The 23,960-nt window shown below is 59.7% G+C and carries 23 protein-coding genes; 14 read left to right on the top strand and 9 right to left on the bottom strand.

The genetic code is table 11. The features are described from left to right. Nucleotides 1-139: 139 nt before the first annotated feature. Nucleotides 140-580, bottom strand: coding sequence for a terminus macrodomain insulation protein YfbV (yfbV, locus tag ACW5XC_RS19260; protein WP_042052517.1), 441 nt, complete (start codon nt 578-580; stop codon nt 140-142). 304 nt (nt 581-884) lie between these two features. On the opposite strand from yfbV, the gene ACW5XC_RS19255 reads away from it, so the two are divergent. From ACW5XC_RS19255 to ACW5XC_RS19235, 5 genes are all read left to right on the top strand, one after another. Further along, complete coding sequence (locus tag ACW5XC_RS19255; protein ID WP_005349210.1) at nt 885-2,087, top strand: acetate kinase; 1,203 nt, start codon at nt 885-887, stop codon at nt 2,085-2,087. Between the two features lie 54 nt (nt 2,088-2,141). Further along, nucleotides 2,142-4,322, top strand: a complete 2,181-nt coding sequence (gene pta, locus ACW5XC_RS19250) for a phosphate acetyltransferase (RefSeq protein ID WP_005339119.1) — start codon at nt 2,142-2,144, stop codon at nt 4,320-4,322. A 377-nt stretch (nt 4,323-4,699) separates the two neighbouring features. After that, nucleotides 4,700-5,020 carry a ComEA family DNA-binding protein gene (locus tag ACW5XC_RS19245; protein WP_042052516.1) on the top strand — a complete coding sequence of 107 codons (321 nt, stop codon included), beginning with the start codon at nt 4,700-4,702 and terminating at the stop codon, nt 5,018-5,020. A gap of 96 nt (nt 5,021-5,116) precedes the next feature. Then, nucleotides 5,117-6,028, top strand: coding sequence for a UTP--glucose-1-phosphate uridylyltransferase GalU (gene galU / locus ACW5XC_RS19240; RefSeq protein WP_005339121.1), 912 nt, complete (start codon nt 5,117-5,119; stop codon nt 6,026-6,028). 213 nt (nt 6,029-6,241) lie between these two features. Beyond that, nucleotides 6,242-7,639 carry a peptide MFS transporter gene (locus tag ACW5XC_RS19235; RefSeq protein WP_005339123.1) on the top strand — a complete coding sequence of 466 codons (1,398 nt, stop codon included), beginning with the start codon at nt 6,242-6,244 and terminating at the stop codon, nt 7,637-7,639. 74 nt (nt 7,640-7,713) lie between these two features. Here ACW5XC_RS19235 and ACW5XC_RS19230 read toward each other — a convergent pair whose 3' ends face one another. Further along, entirely contained in the window at nt 7,714-8,685 is a 972-nt protein-coding gene (locus ACW5XC_RS19230) for a response regulator (RefSeq protein WP_042052515.1), read from the bottom strand. A 239-nt stretch (nt 8,686-8,924) separates the two neighbouring features. Between ACW5XC_RS19230 and ACW5XC_RS19225 the strand changes: the two genes are divergently transcribed. From ACW5XC_RS19225 to ACW5XC_RS19215, 3 genes are all read left to right on the top strand, one after another. Continuing rightward, entirely contained in the window at nt 8,925-9,623 is a 699-nt protein-coding gene (locus ACW5XC_RS19225) for a DnaT-like ssDNA-binding domain-containing protein (RefSeq protein ID WP_042052514.1), read from the top strand. A 71-nt stretch (nt 9,624-9,694) separates the two neighbouring features. Then, complete coding sequence (locus ACW5XC_RS19220; protein WP_042052512.1) at nt 9,695-10,549, top strand: DnaA ATPase domain-containing protein; 855 nt, start codon at nt 9,695-9,697, stop codon at nt 10,547-10,549. Nucleotides 10,550-10,682: 133 nt separating this feature from the next. Next, complete coding sequence (locus ACW5XC_RS19215; RefSeq protein ID WP_042052511.1) at nt 10,683-11,318, top strand: SDR family oxidoreductase; 636 nt, start codon at nt 10,683-10,685, stop codon at nt 11,316-11,318. 110 nt (nt 11,319-11,428) lie between these two features. Here ACW5XC_RS19215 and ACW5XC_RS19210 read toward each other — a convergent pair whose 3' ends face one another. The 4 genes from ACW5XC_RS19210 to ACW5XC_RS19195 form a co-directional block, all read right to left on the bottom strand. Then, a complete protein-coding gene (locus tag ACW5XC_RS19210) occupies nt 11,429-12,625 on the bottom strand; it encodes an ABC transporter permease (protein WP_042052510.1) in 1,197 nt (398 codons plus the stop codon). Further along, nucleotides 12,625-13,779, bottom strand: a complete 1,155-nt coding sequence (locus tag ACW5XC_RS19205) for an ABC transporter permease (protein WP_042052509.1) — start codon at nt 13,777-13,779, stop codon at nt 12,625-12,627. The genes ACW5XC_RS19210 and ACW5XC_RS19205 overlap by 1 nt, the downstream gene beginning before the upstream one ends. Continuing rightward, complete coding sequence (locus ACW5XC_RS19200) at nt 13,779-14,783, bottom strand: HlyD family secretion protein (RefSeq protein WP_080771367.1); 1,005 nt, start codon at nt 14,781-14,783, stop codon at nt 13,779-13,781. Before ACW5XC_RS19200 ends, ACW5XC_RS19205 begins: the two co-directional genes overlap by 1 nt. A gap of 73 nt (nt 14,784-14,856) precedes the next feature. Continuing rightward, nucleotides 14,857-16,254: a TolC family protein gene (locus tag ACW5XC_RS19195; protein WP_042052508.1), complete on the bottom strand. Its 1,398-nt coding sequence runs from the start codon at nt 16,252-16,254 to the stop codon at nt 14,857-14,859. Nucleotides 16,255-16,546: 292 nt separating this feature from the next. Here ACW5XC_RS19195 and dusB point away from each other — a divergent pair, with 292 nt between their 5' ends. The 6 genes from dusB (at nt 16,547) to ACW5XC_RS19165 (ending at nt 21,533) form a co-directional block, all read left to right on the top strand. Further along, nucleotides 16,547-17,512, top strand: coding sequence for a tRNA dihydrouridine synthase DusB (gene dusB, locus ACW5XC_RS19190; protein WP_026458041.1), 966 nt, complete (start codon nt 16,547-16,549; stop codon nt 17,510-17,512). A gap of 26 nt (nt 17,513-17,538) precedes the next feature. After that, the gene (fis, locus tag ACW5XC_RS19185) at nt 17,539-17,835 is read left to right on the top strand and encodes a DNA-binding transcriptional regulator Fis (protein ID WP_005309538.1); all 297 of its coding nucleotides are present in this window, start codon (nt 17,539-17,541) and stop codon (nt 17,833-17,835) included. Nucleotides 17,836-17,947: 112 nt separating this feature from the next. Next, entirely contained in the window at nt 17,948-18,829 is an 882-nt protein-coding gene (locus tag ACW5XC_RS19180) for a DMT family transporter (protein ID WP_042052506.1), read from the top strand. Between the two features lie 258 nt (nt 18,830-19,087). Beyond that, nucleotides 19,088-19,906, top strand: coding sequence for a DUF3100 domain-containing protein (locus tag ACW5XC_RS19175; RefSeq protein WP_005339140.1), 819 nt, complete (start codon nt 19,088-19,090; stop codon nt 19,904-19,906). Further along, nucleotides 19,903-20,352, top strand: a complete 450-nt coding sequence (locus tag ACW5XC_RS19170) for a hypothetical protein (RefSeq protein ID WP_042052505.1) — start codon at nt 19,903-19,905, stop codon at nt 20,350-20,352. Before ACW5XC_RS19175 ends, ACW5XC_RS19170 begins: the two co-directional genes overlap by 4 nt. After that, entirely contained in the window at nt 20,352-21,533 is a 1,182-nt protein-coding gene (locus tag ACW5XC_RS19165) for a M20 metallopeptidase family protein (RefSeq protein ID WP_042052504.1), read from the top strand. The genes ACW5XC_RS19170 and ACW5XC_RS19165 overlap by 1 nt, the downstream gene beginning before the upstream one ends. A 90-nt stretch (nt 21,534-21,623) precedes the next feature. On the opposite strand, the gene ACW5XC_RS19160 is transcribed toward ACW5XC_RS19165, so the two are convergent. The 3 genes from ACW5XC_RS19160 to ilvN all read right to left on the bottom strand — a co-directional run bounded on the left by ACW5XC_RS19160 (nt 21,624) and on the right by ilvN (nt 23,944). Further along, a complete protein-coding gene (locus tag ACW5XC_RS19160) occupies nt 21,624-22,583 on the bottom strand; it encodes a LysR substrate-binding domain-containing protein (protein ID WP_042052503.1) in 960 nt (319 codons plus the stop codon). A gap of 135 nt (nt 22,584-22,718) precedes the next feature. Next, entirely contained in the window at nt 22,719-23,345 is a 627-nt protein-coding gene (locus ACW5XC_RS19155; RefSeq protein ID WP_042052500.1) for a LysE family translocator, read from the bottom strand. A 104-nt stretch (nt 23,346-23,449) separates the two neighbouring features. After that, on the bottom strand, nt 23,450-23,944 hold the full coding sequence (gene ilvN, locus ACW5XC_RS19150; RefSeq protein WP_005311605.1) for an acetolactate synthase small subunit: 495 nt from the start codon (nt 23,942-23,944) through the stop codon (nt 23,450-23,452). Between the last annotated feature and the right edge of the window lie 16 nt (nt 23,945-23,960).

The raw sequence follows: 23,960 nt of genomic DNA, 5'->3' as shown, positions 1-23,960 counted from the left end.
GTAATCGCGCTGTGTCCGTTTCACACCTTGTCCCATCGGGTTCTCCATTTATTGGGGGGGAAAGGTGTAAACCATATTCAGGACGGCACAACCGCAACAAAAAAAGGCGCCACTGGCGCCTTTTTGCATCTGAAACGGGTTATTCGTAGAGAAAGGATTTATCGAGCTGCTGGAAGGCGGCCTTGAGGGTATCGGCCAGCTCTTCATAGCGCGGCTGGGAAACCAGCTGGCGGCGGCCACCCTGCTCGTTCATCTTGCCGTTGATCTCCCGATACCAGCTCGCCAGCGACGGGGGCAATCGGGTATCGGCACGCTGGCCGAGCCAGTAGTAGCCCTGCAGCGGCAAACTGAGCAGAAACAGCACGGAGGTGATAACGGAGGGCCAGTAGTGCAGCTCGCCAAACTGGAACTGCAGCATCAAGCTCAGCACCGCCAGCGCGGGGATCACCTTGAGGGCGAACTCGGTCGCCTTGATCACCCGATTTTCAGGAAACATCGAATTGAGCTCGGGACGGCGCGGCCAAAGCGTCATATAATGGCGGCCTTGCTGTAACTTAGTTCCAAAAATGTTCATGCTCATACTACCTCCGAGCGCTTTTTGAACGTACTAACGGCAAAACCTCGACAAAATTTGATGCAAAGTAACAAAGGTTGAGGATGACTTTGTTATTTTTCAACAATCGGGTTATCCTTTGTGCGCCCATTTTTGCGTCAAAAGCTTCTTGCTATTGACCTGTCAGGGACGTCTGGATTTCGGGTCTTGTATCACTATACAAGGGGCAAGCAACAGATTGCCAACCCTCATAAGGATAAGTTGAAAGTTTTTGGCCGCACCGCGTCCAACGCATCCGCCTACACAACCCAATCTGCGATAGGATTTATTCATGAGTAAGCTGGTTCTTGTTCTTAACTGTGGCAGCTCTTCCCTGAAGTTTGCCGTCATTGACGCAACCACCGGTGATGACCTGCTGTCCGGCCTGGCCGAGTGCTTCAACCTCGACGACGCCCGCATCAAGTGGAAACTGAATGGCGAGAAAGGCAGTGCCGATCTGGGCGCGGGTGCCGCTCACCAGGAAGCGCTGGACTTCATCGTCAACAAGATCCTGCCGCTCAATCCGGAACTGTCCAAGAACCTGATCGCCATCGGTCACCGTGTTGTTCACGGTGGCGAGCGCTTCACCTCTTCCGTTGTCATCTGCGAAGACGTGATCGCCGGCATCGAAGCTGCTGTTCCGTACGCACCGCTGCACAACCCGGCTCACCTGATCGGTATCCGTGAAGCTCGCCGCGTATTCCCGGCGCTGGCTGACAAGAACGTGGCCGTATTCGATACCGCGTTCCACCAGACCATGCCGGAAGAAGCCTTCCTGTACGCCCTGCCGTACAAACTCTACAAAGAGAACGGCATCCGTCGCTACGGCGCTCACGGTACCAGCCACTACTACATCAGCCTGGAAGCTGCCAAGCAGCTGAACAAGCCGGTTGAAGAGCTGAACATCATCAACTGCCACCTGGGCAACGGCGGTTCCGTCTGCGCCATCAAGAACGGCAAATCCGTTGATACCTCCATGGGTCTGACCCCGCTGGAAGGTCTGGTGATGGGTACCCGCTCCGGCGATCTGGACCCGGCTATCATCTTCTTCCTGCACGACAAGCTGGGCATGAGCGTGGCCGATATCAACACCATGCTGACCAAAGAGTCCGGCCTGCAGGGTCTGACCGAAGTGACCTCCGACTGCCGTTTCGTTGAAGACAACTACGACAGCAAAGAAGAAGCCAAGCGTGCTATGGACGTTTACTGCTATCGCCTGGCCAAGTACATCGGCGCCTACGCTGCCGCCATGGACGGTCGTCTGGACGCCGTTGTTTTCACCGGTGGTATCGGTGAAAACTCTGCCCCGATCCGTGAAATCACCCTGAACAAGCTGGGTCTGCTGGGCTTTGACGTTGATCACGACGCCAACCTGAAGGCTCGTTTCGGCAAGGGTGGCGAGATCACCAAGGCTGGTTCTACCAAGGCCCTGGTTATCCCGACCAACGAAGAGTGGGTTATCGCCCACGACGCGCTGGAACTGGTCGGCGCTTAATTGACGCAGTAACTCGAGGCCGCCCACAGGGCGGCCTTTTCCTGATCCCAAAAAATGAACAAGGGGTATAAAGTGGCACGCACTATTATGCTTATCCCGGTCGGCACTGGTGTCGGCGTAACTTCCGTGAGTCTGGGCGTTGTTCGCGCCATGGAGCGTCACGGTGTCAATGTCAGCTTCTTCAAACCGGTTGCCCAGCCGCGTCCGGGTGAAACCGGTGCCGAGCGCTCAACCGCCGTTATCCGCGCTGCTGCCAACATCAACCCGCCCGAGCCGTTCACCCTCTCCTACGCCGAGAACATGATCAGCTCCAGCAACACCGATATCCTGCTGGAAGAGATCGTTGCCCGCTTCGAAGAGCACGTGAAATCCAGCGGTGCCGAAGTGCTGGTTGTCGAAGGTATGGTGCCGACCGACAAGCAGCCCTTTGCCAACAAGCTGAACTATGACGTTGCCAAGGCGCTGGATGCCGACATGGTATTCGTGACCCACCCGGGCCATGACTCCAGCCAGAAGCTGAAAGAGCGCATCGAACTGGCCTGCTCCAACTTCGGTGGTGTCAACAATCCCCGTATCGTTGGCTGCGTGATCAACAAGGTTGGCGCGCCGGTTGACGAGCATGGCGTAACCCGCCCTGACCTGACCGAGATGTTCGAAGCCCATCACCACGCTTCCGACGCCGCCCACAACCTGGAAGTGCTGCAAGTATTCGGCAAGAGCCCGCTGCGCATCCTGGGTTGCATCCCCTGGAACACCCAGCTGATCGCCCCACGCGCCAAGGATCTCGCCAAGCATCTGGCTGCCAAGATCCTGCACAAGGGTGAGCTGGACAGCCGCCGTCTGCAGACCGTGACCTTCTGTGCCCGTTCCATCCACAACATGGTCGAGCACTTCCGTCCGGGCAGCCTGCTGGTGACCTCCGGCGACCGCTCTGACGTCATTGTCTCCGCCTGCCTCTCTGCCATGAACGGCGTCAAGCTGGGCGCCCTGCTGCTGACCGGTAACTACCATCCGGAGCCGCAGGTCATGGCGCTGTGCCAACAGGCCATGGCCACCGGCCTGCCGATCATGATGACCGGTACCAACACCTGGCAGACCGCCGTCAGCCTGCAGAACTTCAACGTCGATATTCCGGAAGATGACCGCGAGCGTATCGAGCTGGTGCAGGACTATGTGGCTGGCCACATCGACAAGCACTGGATCGAGTCGCTGACAGTCAGCTCTACCCGTTCCCGTCGTCTGAGCCCGCCGGCATTCCGTTATCAGCTGACCGAGCTGGCCCGTCAGGCCAACAAGCGTGTCGTGCTGCCGGAAGGCGACGAGCCGCGCACCATCAAGGCTGCCGCCATCTGTGCCGAGCGTGGCATTGCCCGTCCGGTACTGCTGGGTAATCCGGAAGAGATCCGTCGCGTTGCCGAACAGCAGGGTGTGGTACTGACCGATCGCGTCGAAATCATCGATCCGGCCGTTGTGCGCGAGCGCTATGTGCCGCGTCTGGTCGAGCTGCGCAAGAACAAGGGCATGACCGAAGTGGTTGCCCGCGAACAGCTGGAAGACAACGTGGTACTGGGTACCATGATGCTGGAGCGCAATGAAGTTGACGGCCTGGTATCCGGCGCGGTGCACACCACTGCCAACACCATCCGTCCGCCGATGCAGATCATCAAGACAGCTCCGGGCTCTTCCCTGATCTCCTCCATCTTCTTCATGCTGCTGCCTGACCAGGTGCTGGTCTACGGTGACTGCGCGATCAACCCGGATCCGACTGCCGAGCAGCTGGCCGAAATCGCCATCCAGTCCGCCGACTCCGCTGCCGCGTTCGGCATCGAGCCGCGCGTAGCCATGATCTCCTACTCTACCGGTACCTCTGGCGCCGGTGCAGATGTAGAGAAAGTGCGTGAAGCGACCGAGCTGGCCAAGGCCAAGCGCCCCGACCTCATCATCGACGGCCCGCTGCAGTACGATGCGGCCATCATGGAGAACGTGGCCAAGTCCAAGGCACCGAACTCACCGGTTGCCGGTAAAGCTACCGTGTTCGTCTTCCCTGACCTGAACACAGGTAACACCACTTACAAAGCGGTGCAGCGTTCTGCTGACCTGGTCTCCATCGGCCCGATGCTGCAAGGCATGCGCAAGCCGGTCAACGACCTCTCCCGTGGCGCCCTGGTTGACGACATCGTCTACACCATCGCCCTGACCGGTATTCAGGCTGCACAGGCTGACGAACAAGCCTAATCAGTGCCTGTCTGAAAAAACCGATCACAAAGGCTGCTCACCCCAGGTGAGCAGCCTTTTTTATTGGTTCTCTTTTGAAGACCAGTGAAACATGCCATCAGCGCAGTGTTGCACAGAACAATGCCATGTGATGTGCCAGAAATGTCTCGAGCGTAGCGCTGCGGGAAAGCGTGCCCGCCACCTTAAAGATGCATCTAAAATAGATTCAATATCATACGCTTGGATATATGAGGGCATTCATAGCGAAGCGCTTATAGCAAATATTTCGCCATCGGCATGAGGATTTGACCTGTTAGAAATAGCAGTGAAAAAGACCCGTTCGATACGCTATTCATCAATGTGCCACTCGGCAATATCCACATCATGGAGGAATGGAAATGCTGATGAAGAAGCTCTCTGCAGTCATGTTGCTGGCCTGCTTGCCCCTGTTCAGCCAACCTGTGCTTGCCGCAGATAAGGCAACGCCCAAGCAAACAACCACAGCCGAGGTCGCCAAGGAGACCGGCAAGCTGAACATCAATACGGCCACCCTTGCCGAACTCACCAGCCTGAAAGGGATTGGCGACAAGAAGGCACAAGCCATCGTCGACTATCGGGAAAAACAGGGAAAGTTCACCTCGGTCGATCAGCTGGCAGATGTCAATGGCATTGGCCCGGCCACGCTGGAAGCCAACCGTGATATGATCATCGTCAAATAACGTCCGAGCTCTGCATATACGAATGGGGTAGCCTGTGGCTGCCCCATTTTTCTTGGAGTATCATGGCCGCACTTTAATCCCGCTGGATAGTTTTCCATGAAAAAGACTCCTCTGACAGTTCGCAAGGCCGTGCTCCCGGTAGCCGGTCTGGGTACCCGTATGCTGCCAGCCACCAAGGCCATCCCGAAAGAGATGCTGCCGGTGGTCGACAAACCGCTGATCCAGTACGTAGTGCGCGAAGCCATCGCCGCCGGTATCAAAGAGATCGTACTGGTCACCCACTCGAGCAAAAACTCCATCGAAAACCACTTCGACAAGAGTTTCGAACTGGAAGCTACCCTCGAGAAGCGGGTCAAGCGTCAACTGCTGGAAGAGGTGCAACAGATCTGCCCGAAAGACGTCACCATCATGCACGTCCGTCAGGGTGAGGCAAAAGGGCTGGGCCACGCTGTGCTCTGTGCCCGCCCGCTGATCGGTGACAACCCCTTCGCCGTGCTGCTGCCGGATGTACTGATTGATGAAGTGGCCAGCGACCCGAAAAAAGACAACCTGGCCGAAATGGTGCACATGTTCGAAGAGAACCAGATCAGCCAGATCATGGTGGAAGCGGTTCCGGAGAGCGAAGTGGACAAGTACGGCATCGCCGACATCAAGGGCGAGGCCCTGAGCGAGGGGATGTCCCTGCCGATGCAGGCCATTGTCGAGAAGCCGCCCCGTGACGAAGCCCCCTCCAATCTGGCGGTGGTGGGTCGTTACGTCCTCTCCTCCAATATCTGGCCGCTGCTGGAGAAGACCCCGGCCGGTGCCGGTGACGAGATCCAGCTGACCGATGCCATCGCCATGCTGATGGAGCAGGAGCAGGTCAACGCCTACTTCATGAAGGGCAAGAGCCACGATTGCGGCAGCAAGCTGGGCTACATGAAAGCCAATGTGGAATATGGTGTGCGCCATCACGAGCTGAATGGTGAATTCATCGGCTGGCTGAAGCAGTTCGTCAAGCAGTTGTAATCGCTGATAAATCTGTTTTTTATAGACGTATTTAAGGGGCATCAAATGATGCTCCTTTTTCATTTTTGCAACAAAAAATCAATCAAGAGTAAATAAATTCTCAGCAAATCATAATGTTGTAATTTATTCACACATGTTCTATAAGGATTGAGGCGTGTTTCTCGCCCTTGCATAAAAAACTCAAAAAAATATAAGACACAGGTGGAAGTTCCAATGAATAACCCGTCAAAAGGGACCTTTTTAGGTCACCCTAAAGGGCTTTTTTTGCTCTTTAGTACCGAACTGTGGGAGAGATTCTCCTATTACGGCATGCGTGCCGTACTGGTGCTCTATCTGACCGACCTGACTGCCAACGGCGGTCTGGGCTGGAGTCAGGCAGATGCCCTCAAACTCTACGGTATCTATACCGGTCTGGTTTATATCACTCCGCTGATCGGCGGCTGGCTGGCTGACACCTTCCTGGGTCAACGTCGCGCCATCCTGATCGGTGCCGTGCTGATGGCCGCAGGTCAGTTCACTCTGGCACTGCCCCACGCCATGTTCCCGGATATGGTCAACACCATGTTCTACGCGGGCCTCGCGCTGCTGATCGTGGGTAACGGCCTGTTCAAACCGAACATCTCCACCATGGTGGGTGACCTCTATGAAGAGGGCGATCACCGCCGTGATGGTGCTTTCACCATCTTCTACATGGGTATCAACCTGGGTTCCCTGCTGGCAGGCGTGATCTGTGGTGCTGCCGCTACGGCCTACGGCTGGCAAGCAGCCTTCGTCGGCGCCGGTATCGGTATGCTGCTCTCTCTGGTGATCCAGGCCACCATGGCCCAGCGTTTCCTGGGTGACATCGGTCGTGTCACTGCTGCCCAGCGCGCAGCAGCCCTGCGTACTACCGAGCAGAAAGCACCGCTGACCAAGCAGGAAGTGGATCGCATCAAGGTTATTCTGGTACTGGGTCTGTTCACCATCATCTTCTGGGCCGGCTTCGAGCAGGCCGGTGGTCTGATGAACCTCTACACCCAGGAGTATACCGACCGCATGATCGGCAGCTTCGAAGTGCCGACTGCCTGGTTCCAGTCCCTGAACCCCTTCTTCATCATCACCCTGGCACCGGTCGTTGCGGCCATCTGGATCAAGCTCGGCAAGAAAGAGCCGAACTCTCCGGTGAAATTCGCCATGGGTCTGCTGTTCCTGGCTATCGGCTTCCTGTTCATGGTCGGTGCCGTGCTGCAGCAGGGTGGTGACAACACCGTCAAGACCTCCATGTTCTGGCTGGTTGGCGCATACCTGTTCCACACCCTGGGCGAGCTCTGCCTCTCCCCGATTGGCCTCTCCATGGTGACCAAACTGGCTCCGCTGCGTCTGGCTTCCCTGATGATGGGTGCCTGGTTTGGCTTCGTTGCCCTGGCCAACTACGCTGCGGGCTTTATCGGCTCCTTCGTAGGTGAAGCCGGTCCGATCGCCATCTTCGGTGGCATCGCCCTGGCTGCGATACTGAGCGCCCTGATCCTGCTGACCATGGCCAACCGCCTGGTCTACTGGATGCACGGTGCCGAAGGCCCGGCCAAAGAGCCGCAAGCGCAAGAGAAGAAACTGCACTCCGCCACCGTCTAAACGGTCAGGATTGTAAACAACAAACAGGGCGCCCATCGGCGCCCTGTTTGTTTTGGCCTGTTTATCAGGCGGCATCAGTGATGACGAACCTGCACATCCAGCGAGCCGCCGCTGTCGCTGCGAAACTGCAGGGCGAACGGTTCATGCCAGCTGCGTTTGTGCAGGGCGTAGTGGCTGCTGCGCATCAGACCAAGGGGTAGGCCCCCGGAGCGCATCAGCCAATGGGGAGAGGTGAGCCCCGCATTGGCAAACACCAGCCCATCATGCTGATCAAACAGCAGCGCCGCCATAGCAAAAGAGTGACGAAGCCCGGACGCCATTAACTGATGGTTGAGGTAGTCGAGCAACCGGTGCGGCTGGCTCAGTAACCGGCTCTCGTTCTGCTGAAACTGGCGGTAGGGGACATTCATCAAGGAGCGCACCAGCGCACCACAAAATGCCGCATCCGTACCCATGATGGGCAGCTCCATCACCAGCACCAGCAGCTTGTCTTCCACCTTGAAGGTATCTGGAATAAACAGCTGCCCCAGCCCCTTGAACGTGACCTGCCAGGGGCCCCACTCCTGCAAGCCCGGCGGCTTGAGCCCCGCCAGCAGGCGGCTGGCCGCCTTGTCGTGGGCACTGAAATAGTCGATGTGATCCATCAGCTCCAGCTGCTGCGCCCGGTTGGCGCTGCCGTTGAGACACTGTTCGATACTGCGCTCTACCAGCGCGTAATCCTCGAGGGGCTTGAGCAGATAGTCCCGCGCACCGGCACGCAAGGCGCTGGCGACTGCCTCCATGGTGCTCTGGGCCGAAATGACGATCACCGGGATATGGGGATAGCGCGCAGCGAGGCAGGCGATCACCTCGTGGCCATCCATATTGGGCATATTGAGATCGCAGAGCACCACATCGGGATGGTAGAGAGCCGCCGCCGATAGCCCCTCAATACCATCTTCGGCCTGAAACACCGTTGCCCCGTCCCGTGCGAGGTAACTCACTAACGAGTGGCGAAAAACAGCTTCGTCCTCCACCATCAGGATCCGTAGCCCGGCTCTTAACATCTTGATAAAGCTCTTATTAGTCAATTGGTTATTTAGGTATTAAGACTAGTTCAAAAGTCCGGCATCCGCGGAAACGATGTCTCAAAAATAGACCTTGGTCAGGTTCTGAGCGACAGATTGCTCTATTAACAACCACATAGCAGCACAACCTCTCCCCACAATGTCGCTACCTCCATGCGAATTGTGCAAGTGGGCGCCATAAGGGATAATGCCCCCCACTCCAGCTCGTGAAGAAGACCATGACCCCAGCCGAATACAGCGCCCTTGCCCACCCCAGATTGTCCCATCCGGCTCGCAGTCTCTATACCCTGCAGCTGCGCCGACTGGTGCAGGAAAATCAGGCGGCAAGGCTCAACTATCCCGAGCTGGGTCGGGCGCTGGCGGTGGTCGATCCGGGTGATCCCTGCGGCTTTTCGTTTCAGGTCAATGCCCGCCAACTCACCGAGCTGTTCGATGAACTGATGGAGGCTGGTCTGCTGCAGGTCGAGGCGCAGCCCGAGAGTGAGCACTACCATCAGTGCCCGTTCCAATTGCCACTGCTGACCCAGAAATTGCGCAGCCCGCTGCCGGAGCGCCCCTTCCAGATGCATCTGCAATGGCGACCGGACGAGGAGCTGCCCGCCCTTGCCCGTCTGTGCGGGGTGATCGATGCCAGCTATAGCGAAGAAGATCTGGGGGAGTTTATCGCCTACTGGCTGGGGCGCCCCGAGGTGTTCGACTCCCAGCATCAATGGATGCTCAAGTTTATTCGCGCCCTCAAGACCCGCCGCTATACCCGTCGCAAACCGATGGAGGTGCAGGGCTACCAGCAGGTGACGCCGGCCCTGCCAGAGTCGGGCCCCAGCAAACGGGCCCAACAGATGATTGAAGAGGCCAAGCGACTGGCCCAACAGCAGACGCAAGAACCTGCAGCGCAGCAGGAGCCGGATAATGATTGATAGCGGCCCCCGCCTGCAGGCAGAATCAACCCCTTGTCTACCCATCCCTGATCGAGCAGAAGGAGCATTCCATGACTGACCCGCAAGATCCCCTGCGCCAGGAGCTGGAAGAGATCGAAGCCAAGCGCCAGAAGATCGCCAAGGCCAAGCAGGATCACCGCATTCACGACCCGGAATTGAGCCGCCATGTGGGTGGCCTGCTGGAGCGCATTCGTCGCCTGCAACAAGAGACCGGCGGCGGCCAGTATGACTACGAGACCCTGCGCAAGGAGTATGACGCCAAGGCCAACGCCGAGGTGCGCGAGCTGCAGAAGGCAGCCCGTCAGGAGCGGATCCAGAAGCTGATCGCCCAGGCCGACCTCAACCCTGACTGGGTATTTGACAAGATGGATGCCGGTGACCCAGCGCTGCAATATCCCATCGAAACAGCCCGTTACTTTATCAGCGGTTTCGAGCACTGGGAGAAGAGCGGTGGCGGCTGCATGCTCATCTACGGCGACTACGGCACCGGCAAGTCAACCCTGGCGGGGGCGGTAGCGCATGAGCTGATCGCCCGTCACCAGAAATCGGTGATCTTCCAGCAGTGGGCCTCCATCGTCGATCGGCTGTTCTTCAACGTCATCCCCGACCAGGATGAGCGCAACCAGTACCGCCGCGCACTGGAAGAGGTGGATCTGCTGATCATCGACGAGGTATCGGCCAACCGCGCCAAAATGGCGGAGAGCCAGTCCAGCTTCCTCGGCCACCTGCTGCGCCGCCGTCGCAACCTGTCAAAGAGCGTCATCATCATCACCAACCACACACCACAGACCCTGCATCAGGCGATCGGTGATTTCAGCTATGAGGCGATCAAGGCGTTCAATCCGGTGGATATCCACCTGAGCGGCCCCAGCCGTCGCCCCAGCATCGGCAACTACAGCGGCTGATCCCTCCCAAAGAGTGCGAGTCGCTGGCGGCTCGCACTCTCTCCTCCCTGCCAGCTCACAAATAGAAACAACTCTCATTTACAGCAGACGAACAAGCCACTAGGCTAGCCCCTTTTGCCAAGGGAGCTCAGCTATGCCAACCACACTGATTTTCGGAGCCAGCCGCGGGCTGGGCCGCGCCTTTACCCATCACGCCCTGAGCCAGGGTCACCGGGTCGTTGCGCTGGTACGCAACCCCGAGATGGCCACAGAACTAGATGCGCTGGGGGTCGAAGTGATCGAGGGGGATGCGCTGGATCCGGCTGCGGTGCAGCAGGCATGTGCCCGGGCAGGGCAAGATGCACAGGTCGTCTCTACCCTCGGCAGCTTCCGTCAAGCCGAGCCGGTGGACTATCAGGGCAACCGCCATGTAATCGATGCCATGGAGCAAGCAGGCCTGAAACGGCTGCTGCTGGTCACCTCCCTCGGCTGTGGCGACAGCTGGCAATATTTGCCGCAGCGGGCCCGCGCCGCCTTCGGTCATGAAGTGCGTCTCAAGAGTCTGGCGGAGAGCTGGCTGCAGACCAGCGCCCTCGCATGGACCATTCTGCGCCCGGCGGGCCTTCAGGATGGCGACGCCACCGGCCGCGCCGAGCTGAGTCAGGGCAAGGAGGTACACGGACTGGTACGCCGCGCCGATGTGGCCACCCAAGGGCTGCGTTTGCTGGCGGATGAGACTGCGGTGGGGCAGATCTACGCCATCGGCGATCCCACGCTCCAGCGTGGCTAAAACAGCAGTAAAACCGCTTAACCCCACCACATAACAAAACGGTCAGCCCAAGGGCTGACCGTTTTCGCTTTACCGCACACGCCATCTTGCTCGCGCTTGCACCATCCCGCTTAACCGGCGGTCGTTTCACCCTGCACGACTGACGGGCGAGCAACCGGCAACGACTGCTGCCGCCAACGCAGCAACAGGCAGGCCAGCACACCGTAAAGCAGCGCCAGACCCCACAGCTGCCACCAGTAGCGGGAGACCTGCGCAAAGTCGGCCCCCATCTGGTTGAGGCGCAGAAAACCCTCGATGGCGGGGATAGTGGGCACCCACTGAGCCAGCCAGTTGAGGGGGGCCGAGATCAGCTCCAGCGGCCAGATAAAGCCCGCCAGAAAGACCAGCGGCAGGGAGGAGATGAGCACCACCTGAGTGGGCAGATCCCGCCGGGTAAAGAGGGCACCCAGCACAATCCCGAACCAACATGTGGCCAGCAGGAATGGCAGGGCGAACAGCCAAAGCTGCACCGGATCTGCATGACGAGCGATATTGTAGTGATCGAAGCAGAAGCCGAGGAAGTAGCTCACCGGCAGCAGGAACAACCCCACCAGCACCAGGGTTCTGGCCAGCAGCAGCGGCAACACCGGCGCGCTTTGCCAGTAACCATGCTCGCCGCGACAGCTGCGCTGGTTCTGGGTTGCCCCCAGGATCCCCGCCCCCATCAGCAACACCTGATGGAGGATCAGCACGAACACCGCCGGCACCACGTAGTTGACGTAGCCCATGGTGGGGTTGAAGACCGGCACCACGTTGAGGGCCACCGCATTCCAGCCCATAGCCGCTTGTGGCAGTGCCTCGCCGTGGCTCAACAGCCGCGCCACCTTCACCTGCGCGGCGAGAGTGCCGCCGGCCTGCGCCAGCCCCTCGGCAATGGTACCGTAGACCAGAAAGTAGGAGGCATCACCGGCATAACTCAGGGTGACACTCTTACCCAGCATCAGATCCCGATAGAAGTGGTTGGGGATATGCAGGATCCCGCTCGCCTTCCCGGCCATCATCAGCTGCCGCGCTTCATCCAGCGAATTGGCCCGCGCGACCAGCTTCACCTGTGGCGTGGCATCGGCCATAAATTCCAGCTGGCGCGATAGCTGACTGCCATCTTCGTTGACCACCACCACCGCCTCTTCCCGCGGCAACTGATGCAGATAGGGTTGGGGGTAGAGGAAGGAGTAGAAGAACACCCCGCCAAACAGGGTCAGCATGATGGCGCGATCCGCCAGCAGGGTGCGCAACTCGAGGCGCAACAGATCGACAAATCCCAGCATCACTCAGGCTCCTTTTCGGCGACTGCCACTGCGGCTGATTGACGGGCCAGCTCGGCCTGCTGCTTGTAACGGCGCACCACCAGCAGCAGGGGAAGCAGAAACAGCAGCAGAGCCCCCAGTTGCGGCAGCGCCGATGCGAGGGGCAGACCGTAGTTGCTCTGACCAATCTGCAACTCGACATAGTGAGAGACCGGCAACAGGCTGCGCCAGAAGCGGGCGAAATCCCCCATGGCACTCACCGGAAAGGTGACTCCCATAAAGGCAAAACCTGGCGCAGTGTAAGCCCCCGCCAGCGACAGAGCGCGGGCTGGATCCCGGATGATGCCGTAGAAAAAGGCACCCATGGTGACGCAGGCGGCCGAGGCAAGCCCCAGCCCCACCAGCAATACCAGCCAGCTACCGTGCATGGGGTAGGAGAAGCCCTTGAACAGCAGCAGTGTCCAGACAATCCCCCAGCCCCAGCCAATCAGCACGTGGGGCAGCAGGGTGCGCCAGAGACCAAACCAGACACCGCGCGTGGTCCAGTCCAGCCCCAGCCGATCGGTACGGGCCAGCGCATTGAGGCCGAACAGCACCACCAGGATCTGCCATACCGCGGGCAGAATGGCGCTCAGCAGAAATTGGGCATAGCTGGAGTTGAGGTTATAGAGCGCAGTGACCTGACTGCTGATAGGCACCGACTGCCCGAGTGCGCCGGGCAGCGCCTTGCCCTCAGCCATCGCCTCCAGCACGCCCACCTGACCGTTAAGGGTGCCTACCACCTGCGCCAGCGCCGAGTTGACCAGCTTGGCGATCAGGATGAACTGGCCGTTGTTGAACACCGTCACCTGCGGTTGGATACCCTGGCGGGCATCCCGCTCCAAATGGTTGGGGATCACCACCAGCGCATAGATGTCGCCGCCGCGCAGGGCGTGCGCGCCCGCATCGATGGAGTCAAACTGATTGGCCACCTTGAGCCCGGCCGAGCCATCCAGCGAGAAGGCGAGCTGGCGCGAGAGCACGCTTCGGTCGAGATCCACCAGCCCCACCTTGAGGTCGCGGGCCAATCCTGCCGAGAAGATCCAGCAGAGGATCCCCATCAGCAGCAGCGGCACCCAGCTCATCAGGGCACGGCTGAACGGATCCTGCCACAGCAGCCGAAATTCACGTCCCATCAGAGTTCAACCAGCACACTCATGCCAACCCGCAGCCCCTCAACCGGTTGCAGCGGGCGAGCCTCCACCTGGAAGCTCTTCATATCGAAACCCTGACGGGTATCGGTGGCGCGCCAAGTGGCAAAATCCCCCATCACGGCCACATGGGTCACCTTGAAGCGCACCATCTGATCGCCAAGGCCCGGGATGCGGGCATCGAACTCGGTACCGACCGGGAAGCGGGGCAGCAGATCCTCGCGAACGTGGAACTGGGCCCAGGCATCGCTCATGTCGAGCAGGGTCACGACAGGGAAGCCTTGCGGCGCCAGCTCGCCGCTGCGCAGCAGTACCTGACTCACTTCACCATTGTGGGGGCTGGTGATGCGGGTATCGGCCAGATAGGCCTCTACCTCAGCCACCGAACCGGCCGCCATCTTGGCCTTCTCGCGAGCGGCGATCTTGGTCTCTTCCCGCGCCCCTTCCAGCGCCATCTGGTACTGCTGCCACGCCATCCCTTCGCTGTAGCGGGCGGCTTGCCAGGCAGTCCAGGCCTCGTCGCGTTTTTGCAACGGCATCACGCCGTCTCGGTGCAGGCTGGCCACCCGCTCATAGGTCTTGCCACGCAGCTGGGCGGCGGCCTTGGCTTTTTGCCACTGATCCTTGGCGGCAGCGATCTGCTGGGCACGGGCCCCCTTCTCCGCCTCTTGCGCCAGCGCACCCGCAGCGGCCTCACCGGCCTTGGCCTGGCTCAGCTTGGCTTCAATCTCGGGGCTCGCCAGGGTAAAGACCAGTTGATCCTTGGTCAGCTGATCGCCCTTTTTCACCAGCACCTCGTCGATGCGCCCCGGCACCTTGGAGGAGACCGAATATTGCTGCGCTTCAATCTGCCCTTGCAGATGCACCGGCTCCGGCTGATAGGCGAGCCAGAAGCGCCAGCCGAGCCACACCACCAGGATCACCAGCACCAGCGGCAACAACAGCGGTTTACCCTGGCTCATCTTCTTTTTGATGGGGGGATGGCTCATCACTTTACCTCGACAAACGGGCGACCCTTGGCGGTCGAAACAGAGATAGAAAAAGGCACGAACTGAAGTGCGATCATGAGTTCACCTCGATCACCTGACCGTGCTGATATTGATTGAAACTGTTCATCTGGCCGGAGAGGGCCAGCAGACGGGCCAGCGACACCACATATTGATAAGCCGCCGCCGCGCGCTGGGTCTTGACCCCCGCCAGCTGGTTCTGGGCATCCACCACATCGAGTGACGTAGAGAGCCCCTGCCCGAAGGCCTTGTCCCGCAGCAGCACGTTCTCCTCGGCCAGCGCCTGGGTGGAAGAGAGGGATTGATACTCCTCCAGCCCCTGCGCCGCTTCGCGCCAGGTCTTCTCTACCAGCAGCTCCAGATCCTGGCGGGTCTTGGCCTGCAGCAGATTGACCTGCAGTTCGGCACTCTTGGCGGCCTGTACCGTCTCGGAGCGGCCATCTCGGCTCACCAGCGGCATGCTGACACCCACCCCCACCAGCCAGTCCGGCGCAGTCTTGGAGGCGAGCGAATCATCTTCATAGAGGTTGTAGTTGCCGAACAGGAACACCTCGGGGGCATATTTGCCCTGCTCGACCCGGATCAGCCCCTTGGCCTGCTCCTTCTTGGCAGTGAGCAGCTTGAGACCGGGGTGCACCTCCAGGGTCTGGCTCACCAACCCCTCGAGGCGCGGCAGCTCCTTGTTGACGAACAGGCCGCTGCCCGGCTGGGCATTTGGCAACTTCAGCATGCGGCCGAGGGCCAGCTCGGCGATCTCGAGGCTGCGGCGCGCCTTCTGGGTATCGATGCGGGCCCGATCATAGGCCGACTGGGCGGAGAGACGCTCCACCCTGGCTATCTGGCCCTGCGCTTCGAGCTTCTTGGCGTGATCCAGATGGTGGGCCAGTCCCTCTTCGATCTCCTGTTTGGTCTGCACCACCTGAGCAGCCAACACCACGCCGAAATAGGTCTGGGAGAGACTCTCGAAGGTGGATTGCTGCTTGAGCACCAGCAGCTGCTGCGCCTCGCTCACCTGCGCCTGGCGGATATCCTGCGCCGCATCGATGCGACCACCGGCAAACAACGGCCAGAGCATCTTGACCGAGCTGGTCACCACATTCTGTTTGGTCAGGGGGGTGACAAATGCGTTGGCCCCGACCCCGAACAGGCTGCCGAGCGCCAGGATCAGATCTTTCTGCTTGGCCAGCGGATTGAGATCGAGGGCATCAAGTTCAATCGGCTGATCAAGATGGGTATAGCTGGCCCCCAGATCCACCTTGGGCAGATACATGTCCTTGGCCGCCTCGCGCAGTTGCTTGGCCCGATCGACCCCAGCCTGCTCGGCAGCCAGCCCTTCATCCTGCTGGATGACCCGGGTCCAGGCTTCACCGAAACTGATGGTTTGCGCCTGCGCCGACCCCAGCACGGCCCCCATCAGACACGGCCAGAGTGATTTAATGAACCTTGACGTCATAGATCCCCAATCCGCTTTTGTTGCATAAATGTTTGGAGCATTTGCTCGACTTAAGCCCGCTATCATAACGCAAAGCGGGCCTGCAAGTGGACTGACAATTATGCAGGTGTCCGACCCGAATGGTACAGCGCTCACTCTCCGGCAATCTGGCCGTTTTTCAATAACTCCAGAATTTGCAAGCCTTGGCGCGACGTTTTTTTCAGAAAAAAATGGCTGACGCTCAAATACTAACCTTTTCTCCTGCCTAAAAAATGCGTAATATACGCCGCCCTAAGCCGATGGTAACCGTGGAATGCAGATAGGTCCCCACACGCTTGAAACTCCCTTGATTGTGGCTCCCATGGCCGGTGTAACTGACCGACCATTCCGTGAACTTTGTTTGCGATTGGGGGCTGGCATGGCCGTTTCCGAGATGCTGCTGGCCAACCCGGATGTCTGGGATACCCAGAAAACCCGGATGAGGATGGATCACTCTGCAGAAGGCGGATTGCGTTCGGTCCAGATTGCCGGAGCCGACCCCGAGATGATGGCGTTTGCTGCCCGCTACAACGTGGAGCAGGGCGCACAGATCGTCGACATCAACATGGGATGTCCGGCAAAAAAAGTGAATAAGAAGCTGGCAGGTTCAGCCCTGCTGCGATACCCCGATCAGGTCAAAGCAATTTGCCGGGCCGTGGTGGATGCAGTGGAGGTGCCTGTCACCTTGAAGATCCGCACAGGATGGGATCCGGATAACCGCAATGGCGTGGAGATCGCCCGAATCGCCGAAGATTGCGGTATCGCGGCCCTTGCCGTGCATGGTCGTACCCGTGCCTGCCTCTACAAGGGCGAAGCGGAGTACGACACGATCAGGGCGATTAAGCAGGCCGTATCGATTCCTGTTGTCGCCAATGGTGACATCAACAGTCCGGAAAAAGCCCGGTATGTCCTCGACTATACCGGTGTCGACGCCGTGATGATCGGCCGAGCTGCGCAAGGACGACCCTGGATTTTCCGGGAAATCCGTCATTTTCTTGAGACGGGCACCAAGCTGCCGCCTCCCGAGAGGGAAGAGGTTCGCACCCTGATGAACGAGCATGTAACCAACCTGCACCGGTTTTATGGTGCATATCTGGGAGCGCGCATAGCCCGTAAACACGTGGGCTGGTATCTGGATGAAGAAGAGACGGGCCGAGAATTCCGTAAGCACTTCAATGCCCTGGATTGCGCAGACGCGCAACTTGAGGCACTCGAAGCGTATTTCGATGGATTAGGTTAACAAGATAACTAAAGAGCCGACCGAATATGTTCGAACAAACCCTGACTTCTGATGCATTGGTAACAACTACTCACAATCACGCTGCCGAGCCGACCCAGCGCCCCCTGCGTGACTCTGTGCAACAGGCCCTGCGTAACTACCTGGCCCAGTTGAACGGTCAGGAAGTGATTGATCTGTACGATATGGTTCTCTCCGAAGTCGAAGCGCCGATGCTGGACGTGATCATGCAGTACACCCGTGGTAACCAGACTCGCGCTGCCGTGATGATGGGTATCAACCGTGGCACCCTGCGCAAGAAGCTCAAGCGTTACGGCATGAACTGATTGCTGGCCGCGAGCCGCGACGGCGGTTCAAGGCAGATGCGAAAGGCGCCAGGTAGCAATACCTGGCGCCTTTCCTTTATGCTCTCCCATCCATTTCACCATGGCGACCCCGATGAACCGCACTCCCCTGCTGCTGATGGTACTGGTCACCCTGCTGGCCGCCGCTGGCTGGCTCTTCTCGAAAGAGGCGATCCGCGAACTGCCCCCTGCCGCCTTTATCGGCAGCCGCTTTCTGCTGGCCGCGCTGCTGTTGCTCCCCTTGGCCTGGTTGCGCGAGCCACCGCCGACTCGCGCCCAGCTGGTGCGCGCTGCCGGTTGCGGCACCCTCCTCGGCGCCAGCCTGCTACTGTGGGTCACCGCCATCAGCCAGAGCGATGCACTGGGCAGCGGCGCCTTTATCATGAGCGTCGCCACCCTGATGGCCCCGCTGGCCGCCTGGGCCGCCTTTCGGGCCAAACCCGGCCGCCACTACTGGCTCACCCTGCCCATCGCTATCGCCGGTTTGCTGCTGCTCTCCAGCAGCACCCACTGGGGCGTGTCGCTCTCGCTGTTCTGGTTTCTGGCGGCGGCCACCACTCTCGGCATCCAGCTTGCAGTCCATCGCCACTTCGCCCAATCCATTGCCCCCACCTGGCTCACCTGCATCCAGCTGGCGATGACCGGCCTGCTCGGCACTCTGCTCTCCCTGCTGACCGAACAGTGGCCCGAGGCTGGAGTCAGCCACGGCATATGGGGCTGGTTTGTGGCGAGCGTCTTGATCGCCACCACATTGCGCTACTGGCTGCTCACCCATGCATTGAGCAAGATGACCACCGCCCACGCCGCCCTGATGATGCTGCTGGAACCGGTCTGGACCCTGCTGCTGAGCACCCTCTTCTACAACGAACCCCTCGGCGGCGCCAAACTGGCCGGAGCCGGACTGGTGCTCGGCGCCCTGGTGCTCTACCAACTGCCCCTGCTGCTGCGCAGTGCACGGCTCAAAACGCCCGTCTGATCCGCGTCACTGCCCTGCGGGGCGGTGTCACCATTTCCCTCCTGTTTGCTTATCTTGTCCTGCCAATGCTGACGTTCTGTTAACGGCCTTTAACCCTTGGTATCCAGAGGGTTAAAGGGCATACCCCATGAAAAAATGCCATATGGCCAGCTTGATGAAGGTCACATTCCTGCCCCTCTTCGCTCCTTATGATGCCCCCATCATCGGTCTGGACAATCCTGACGATGGCCACACATGGGAATAACAAGAGAAAAGACTATGCAGCAAACCAGCCCCCTCAAGACGGTCACGGTCAGCATATTGGCAACCGCCATGCTGATCTTTGTGGCCCAGTACCTGATAGGTAAACAGGAGATCAAGATCGGCATCGCCATCATCCCGATCCTGCCGATGCTCTTTGCCGTCATCATCGGCATGATTGTCTCCGCCAAACCGGTCAAGGATCGCATCCCCGGCTGGAAACAGCTCTTCACCGAAAAAGAAGAGGGCTTCTGCGGCAAGATGGTGGGCTTCAGCCTGCTGATCCTGGGTACCCAGTACGCGGGGATGATCATCCCCAACCTGAAGATGATCCTGAGCGTCGGCGTGCCGCTGTTCCTGCAGGAGATTGGCAACCTGCTGCCAATCCTGATCGCCATCCCGCTGGCGGTGAAGTTCGGCTTTGGCCGCCGCGCCATCGGGGCCTGCTCCTCCATCAGCCGTGAGCCGTCCGTCGCGGTAATTCAGGGCAAGTTCGGCACCGGCTCCCAGGAGTACATCGGCGTGCTGGCCATCTACCTGTGCGGCTCCGTCATCGGCACCCTCTGGTTCAGCGTGCTGGGCAGCATCGCCCCGCTCACCGGTCTGCACCCGTTGGCACTGGCTGCCGGCTCCGGTGTGGGCTCAGGCTCCATGCTGAGTGCCGCCTCCGGCGCCCTGATCAACGGTCTCGACGAAGCGCTGGCTCAGCAGGTGCTGAGCATCGCGGCAGCCTCTAACCTGCTCTCGTCTGCCCTCGGCGCCCTCTCCCTCACTTATCTGGGTCTGCCACTCGCTGAAAAAATCTATGCCCTGACTGCCAAAGGAGAGAAAGCATGAAAAGCATCGTAATGGATATGCGGTTCGTCTTTCTGGCGATCCTGCTGGCCATGTTTACCCAGACCCTGACCACCGGCACTCCGCTCTGGCTGATGGGTGACAGCTTCGTCGCCATGTCACTGGTGGTGTTCGCTTCGCTGATTGCCAAGCGCTATCTGCCCTCCTCCCTGCCGGCGTTTGCCTATGCCACCATCATCGGCATTCTCATCTGCCTGCCGGAGACCCCGGTGCGCGGCCTCTTTATCGACGCCGTCTCCAAGATCTCCTTCCTCTCCTGCTGCGTACCGCTGCTGGCCTTTGCCGGTCTCTCGGTGGGCGGTCAGCTGGAAGAGCTGAAGAAGATGTCCTGGAAAGTGATCCTGATCTTCATGATCGTCTCCACCTGCTGCTTCTTCGGCGCCTCGCTGGTGGCCCAGCTCGGCTTCTCCATTCAAGGGATCATCTGATGAACAACATCCACATTGAACCGGCCCTGCTGGCCCTGCGCGACTTCAGTCAGGAAGTGCGCCACCATCTGCACACCATTCCGGAAGCCTCTGGCGTCGAGTTCAAGACCTCGGCCTACTGCCGCGAGCTGATGGCAGGCTTTGGCTACCGTCTCACCGACTACCTGGGCTTCACCGGTTTCCACGGCGATCTGGTGGTTGACCCCGTGCTGCCGACCATCGCCTTCCGTGCCGATATGGATGGCCTCGAGATGCACGACATGAGCGACGTTGCGTTCAAGTCAACCCACGAGGGAATGGCCCATAACTGCGGTCACGACTCCCATATGGCGATCGCTCTGACCGCAGCCAAATTCCTCTCAGAACAGCGCTCCCGCCTGCAGTACAACGTCCGCTTTATCTTCCAGATGGCGGAAGAGGATATGCGGGTGCCGGGCGCCGAGAAGATGGTGGAACTGGGCTGCATGAAGGGGGTGGACGAGGTCTATGCCCTCCATAACGACGGCGCCATGGAGACCGGCACCATCAAATTCAACCACGGTGTCATGTCCTCCTGGGGCTCCGCCTGGACGCTGGATGTGCACGGTATCTCCGCCCACGGCTCCACCCCCCACAAGGGGCTGGATGCCATCCGCGAAGCGGTGCGGATCATCGAGGATATGGACTACATCGTTGCCAAACGCACCAGTCCGTTCAGCCCGGCGGTATTTGGCTGCGGCATGATCAACGGCGGCACCATCCCCAACGCCATCGCCGACCATGTGCAGGCGCGCGGCACCATCCGTGCCATGGATGCCGAGACCGACCAGATCCTGAAGAACAGCTTCAAGGAGATCGTGGCCCAGAGCGAACTGCGCGGCTTCAAGACCAAGATGGTCTATGCCGGGTATCCAGCGGTCGAGAACCACGCCGATGCCTGCGCCCGTCTGCTGCAAGCGGCCGCCGACGTATTACCCTCTGAGGGGATCAACGCTCAGGGTCAGCCGATGACCGGCAGCGAAGATTTCAGCTATATGGTCAACGCCTGCCGTGGCCGCAAGGGGGCCATGTTCTTCCTCGGCAGCGGCTGTCAGGCCAAGGGGATCTGCAACTACCTGCATGCGAATCCCTACTACCTCGATGACGACTGCCTGCTGGTCGGAGCCCAGATCTTTATCAATCTGGCGACCCGCAGAACTTAATCCCGCATACCGATAAAACCAGAAGAGAGGCCAAGGCCTCTCTTTTTTTGTCTCTGTATTTTTGCTCTGTGTACGACAAACAACCCGCGGCTAGAGCCACGGCAACTCCGCCATATTGGCAGTCGGCGGCTGGTTGATAAGGTGCAGCTGCACCGTCTCCCGGCTGATATGGGGGGCGTAGAGGTGGATAAAGTCATACATGTAGTCACGCAAATGGGCATGCTTGCGCAGGCAGATGTGGGTCGCGCTCGAGGCGATCAGGTGGTCGATGTTGAGACTCACCAGATCCTCCCTGCCCCCCTCGTCAAAGGCCACGCTTGCAATTACCCCGACCCCCATGCCGAGCCGGACGTAGTGCTTGATCACGTCGGTATCGGTGGCGGTCAGCACGGTTTTCGGCGAGAGGCCGTGGCGGCTGAAGGCCTTGTCCATCTTGGAGCGACCGGTAAAGCCGAACACATAGGTGATGAGGGGATAGCGGGCCAGATCCGCCATCGACAGCGGCTGGCAGTCGATCAGCGGATGACCGTGCGGCACCACCACGCTGCGTCCCCAGCGATAACAGGGGACGGCGGCCAGCTCGTCGAACAGGTACATGGACTCGGTGGCGATCGCCATATCCACATCGCCGCTTTGCACCATCTGGGCCAGTTGGGCAGGCGCCCCCTGATGGAGCTGGATCGCCACATCGGGATAACGACGGCTGAACTCGGTGATCACCGCTGGCAGCTTGTAGCGCGCCTGGGTGTGGGTGGTGGCGATACGCAGTACCCCGCTGGTAGCCAGTTGCTCCCCCAGCGACAGCTGATTGATCTGCTCCACCTGCGCCACCACCCCCTTGGCCAACTCCATCACCTGCTCGCCTGCGCTGGTCAAGCCGACCAGATTTTTCCCCTTGCGGGTAAAGAGGGCGAGCCCCAGCTCATCTTCCAGCATCTTCATCTGCTTGCTGAGGGTGGGCTGGGAGGTGTAGAGCTTCTCCGCCGTCGCCGAGATGTTGAAGTTGTTCTTCACAATCTCGGTAAAGTTCTTGAGCCGGGCGATGTTCATCTAGGCAAGGGATCTCGCTGCTGCGGCCAGTGGGGCTGACCTGAAAAAGAGAGAGCGGGGCTGGCCCCGCAACTAACCGCCGACCATACCACAGCGCGGCGCACGATAATCTGCCCCAGGTCAGAAAGCGGCGAGCTAGTCGCTGGCCAGCTTGATCCCGAGCCCGACAAACAGGGTGCCGATGCCCCGGTTGAGCCAGCGACCGAGACGCAGTGACAGCCGTACTTTGTGACTGGCATAGACGGTGGTAAAGACCAGCAAGTGACACCAGATGATGCCGCCCAGATTGAAGATGCAACCGAGCAGGATAAAGGCGAGCGCCTTGTCGGGGGCATCCGGTGCGATGAACTGGGGCACGAAGGCGAGGAAAAAGAGCGCGACCTTGGGGTTGAGCACATTGGTCAGCACACCCTGCCGGTAAATCTGGCCATAGGATAGGGCGGGCAGGGTGGCCCCTCTCTCCATGGAACCCGTTGCTTGCTGGCGCAGCAGGGAGAATCCCAGATAGATGAGGTAGATGGCGCCAGCCAGCTTGATAAGGGCAAACAGCTCGGCCGAGGCACTGAGCAGGGCCGACAGACCGAGGGCCGCCGCCAACACATGCACCATGACACCGGTGCCGATGCCAAGGGTCGCGACCGAACCGGCACGCCACCCTTGCGAACCGCTGCGCAGCATAACCAGCAGGGAGTCGGGCCCCGGCATGATATTGAGCAGCAGCCCCGAGACCATAAACAGTGCAAGATCATGAATACCGAACATCACACCTACTCTCGTAAAGAAAAACCAAACAAAGAGGGCTCCGCAGAGCCCTCTTTCCTTTCACTCTGCGGCAGCTGACGCATCATCAGCTGTCCCGCCAGCGCTCAGGGCCGCAGCGCCTTGTCCGCCCGGGAGATACCGCAGACGCCGGAGCGCACCACTTCGATGATCTCGTTGGTCTGGGCGGCAGTCTTGATAAAGGCATCCAGCTTCTCGCTGGTGCCCACCAGCTGTACCGTGTACTGCTCGGGGGTGACGTCGACGATCTGGCCACGGAAGATATCCGCCAGCCGTTTCAGCTCGTCACGGGCTCCACCGGCGGCGCGCGCCTTGACCAGCGCGATCTCCCGCTCGATATGCTCCCCTTCGCTCAAGTCGCACACCTTAAGCACATCCACCAGCTTGTGCAGCTGCTTCTGGATCTGTTCCAGTACCCGCTCGTCACCCATGGTGACTATGGTCATGCGTGACAGGGTGGGATCCTCGGTGGGCGCCACCGTCAGGGTCTCGATGTTGTAGCCGCGCTGGGAGAAGAGGCCCACCACGCGGCTCAGGGCGCCGGATTCGTTCTCCAGCAGTACCGAAATGATATGCCTCATGATATTTCTCCCGCCT

Source organism: Aeromonas sp. 25-AL00135 (assembly GCF_054052385.1).
The sequence above is the reverse complement of the archived record's forward strand: the minus strand, read 5'-3'. Positions and strand labels throughout refer to the sequence as shown.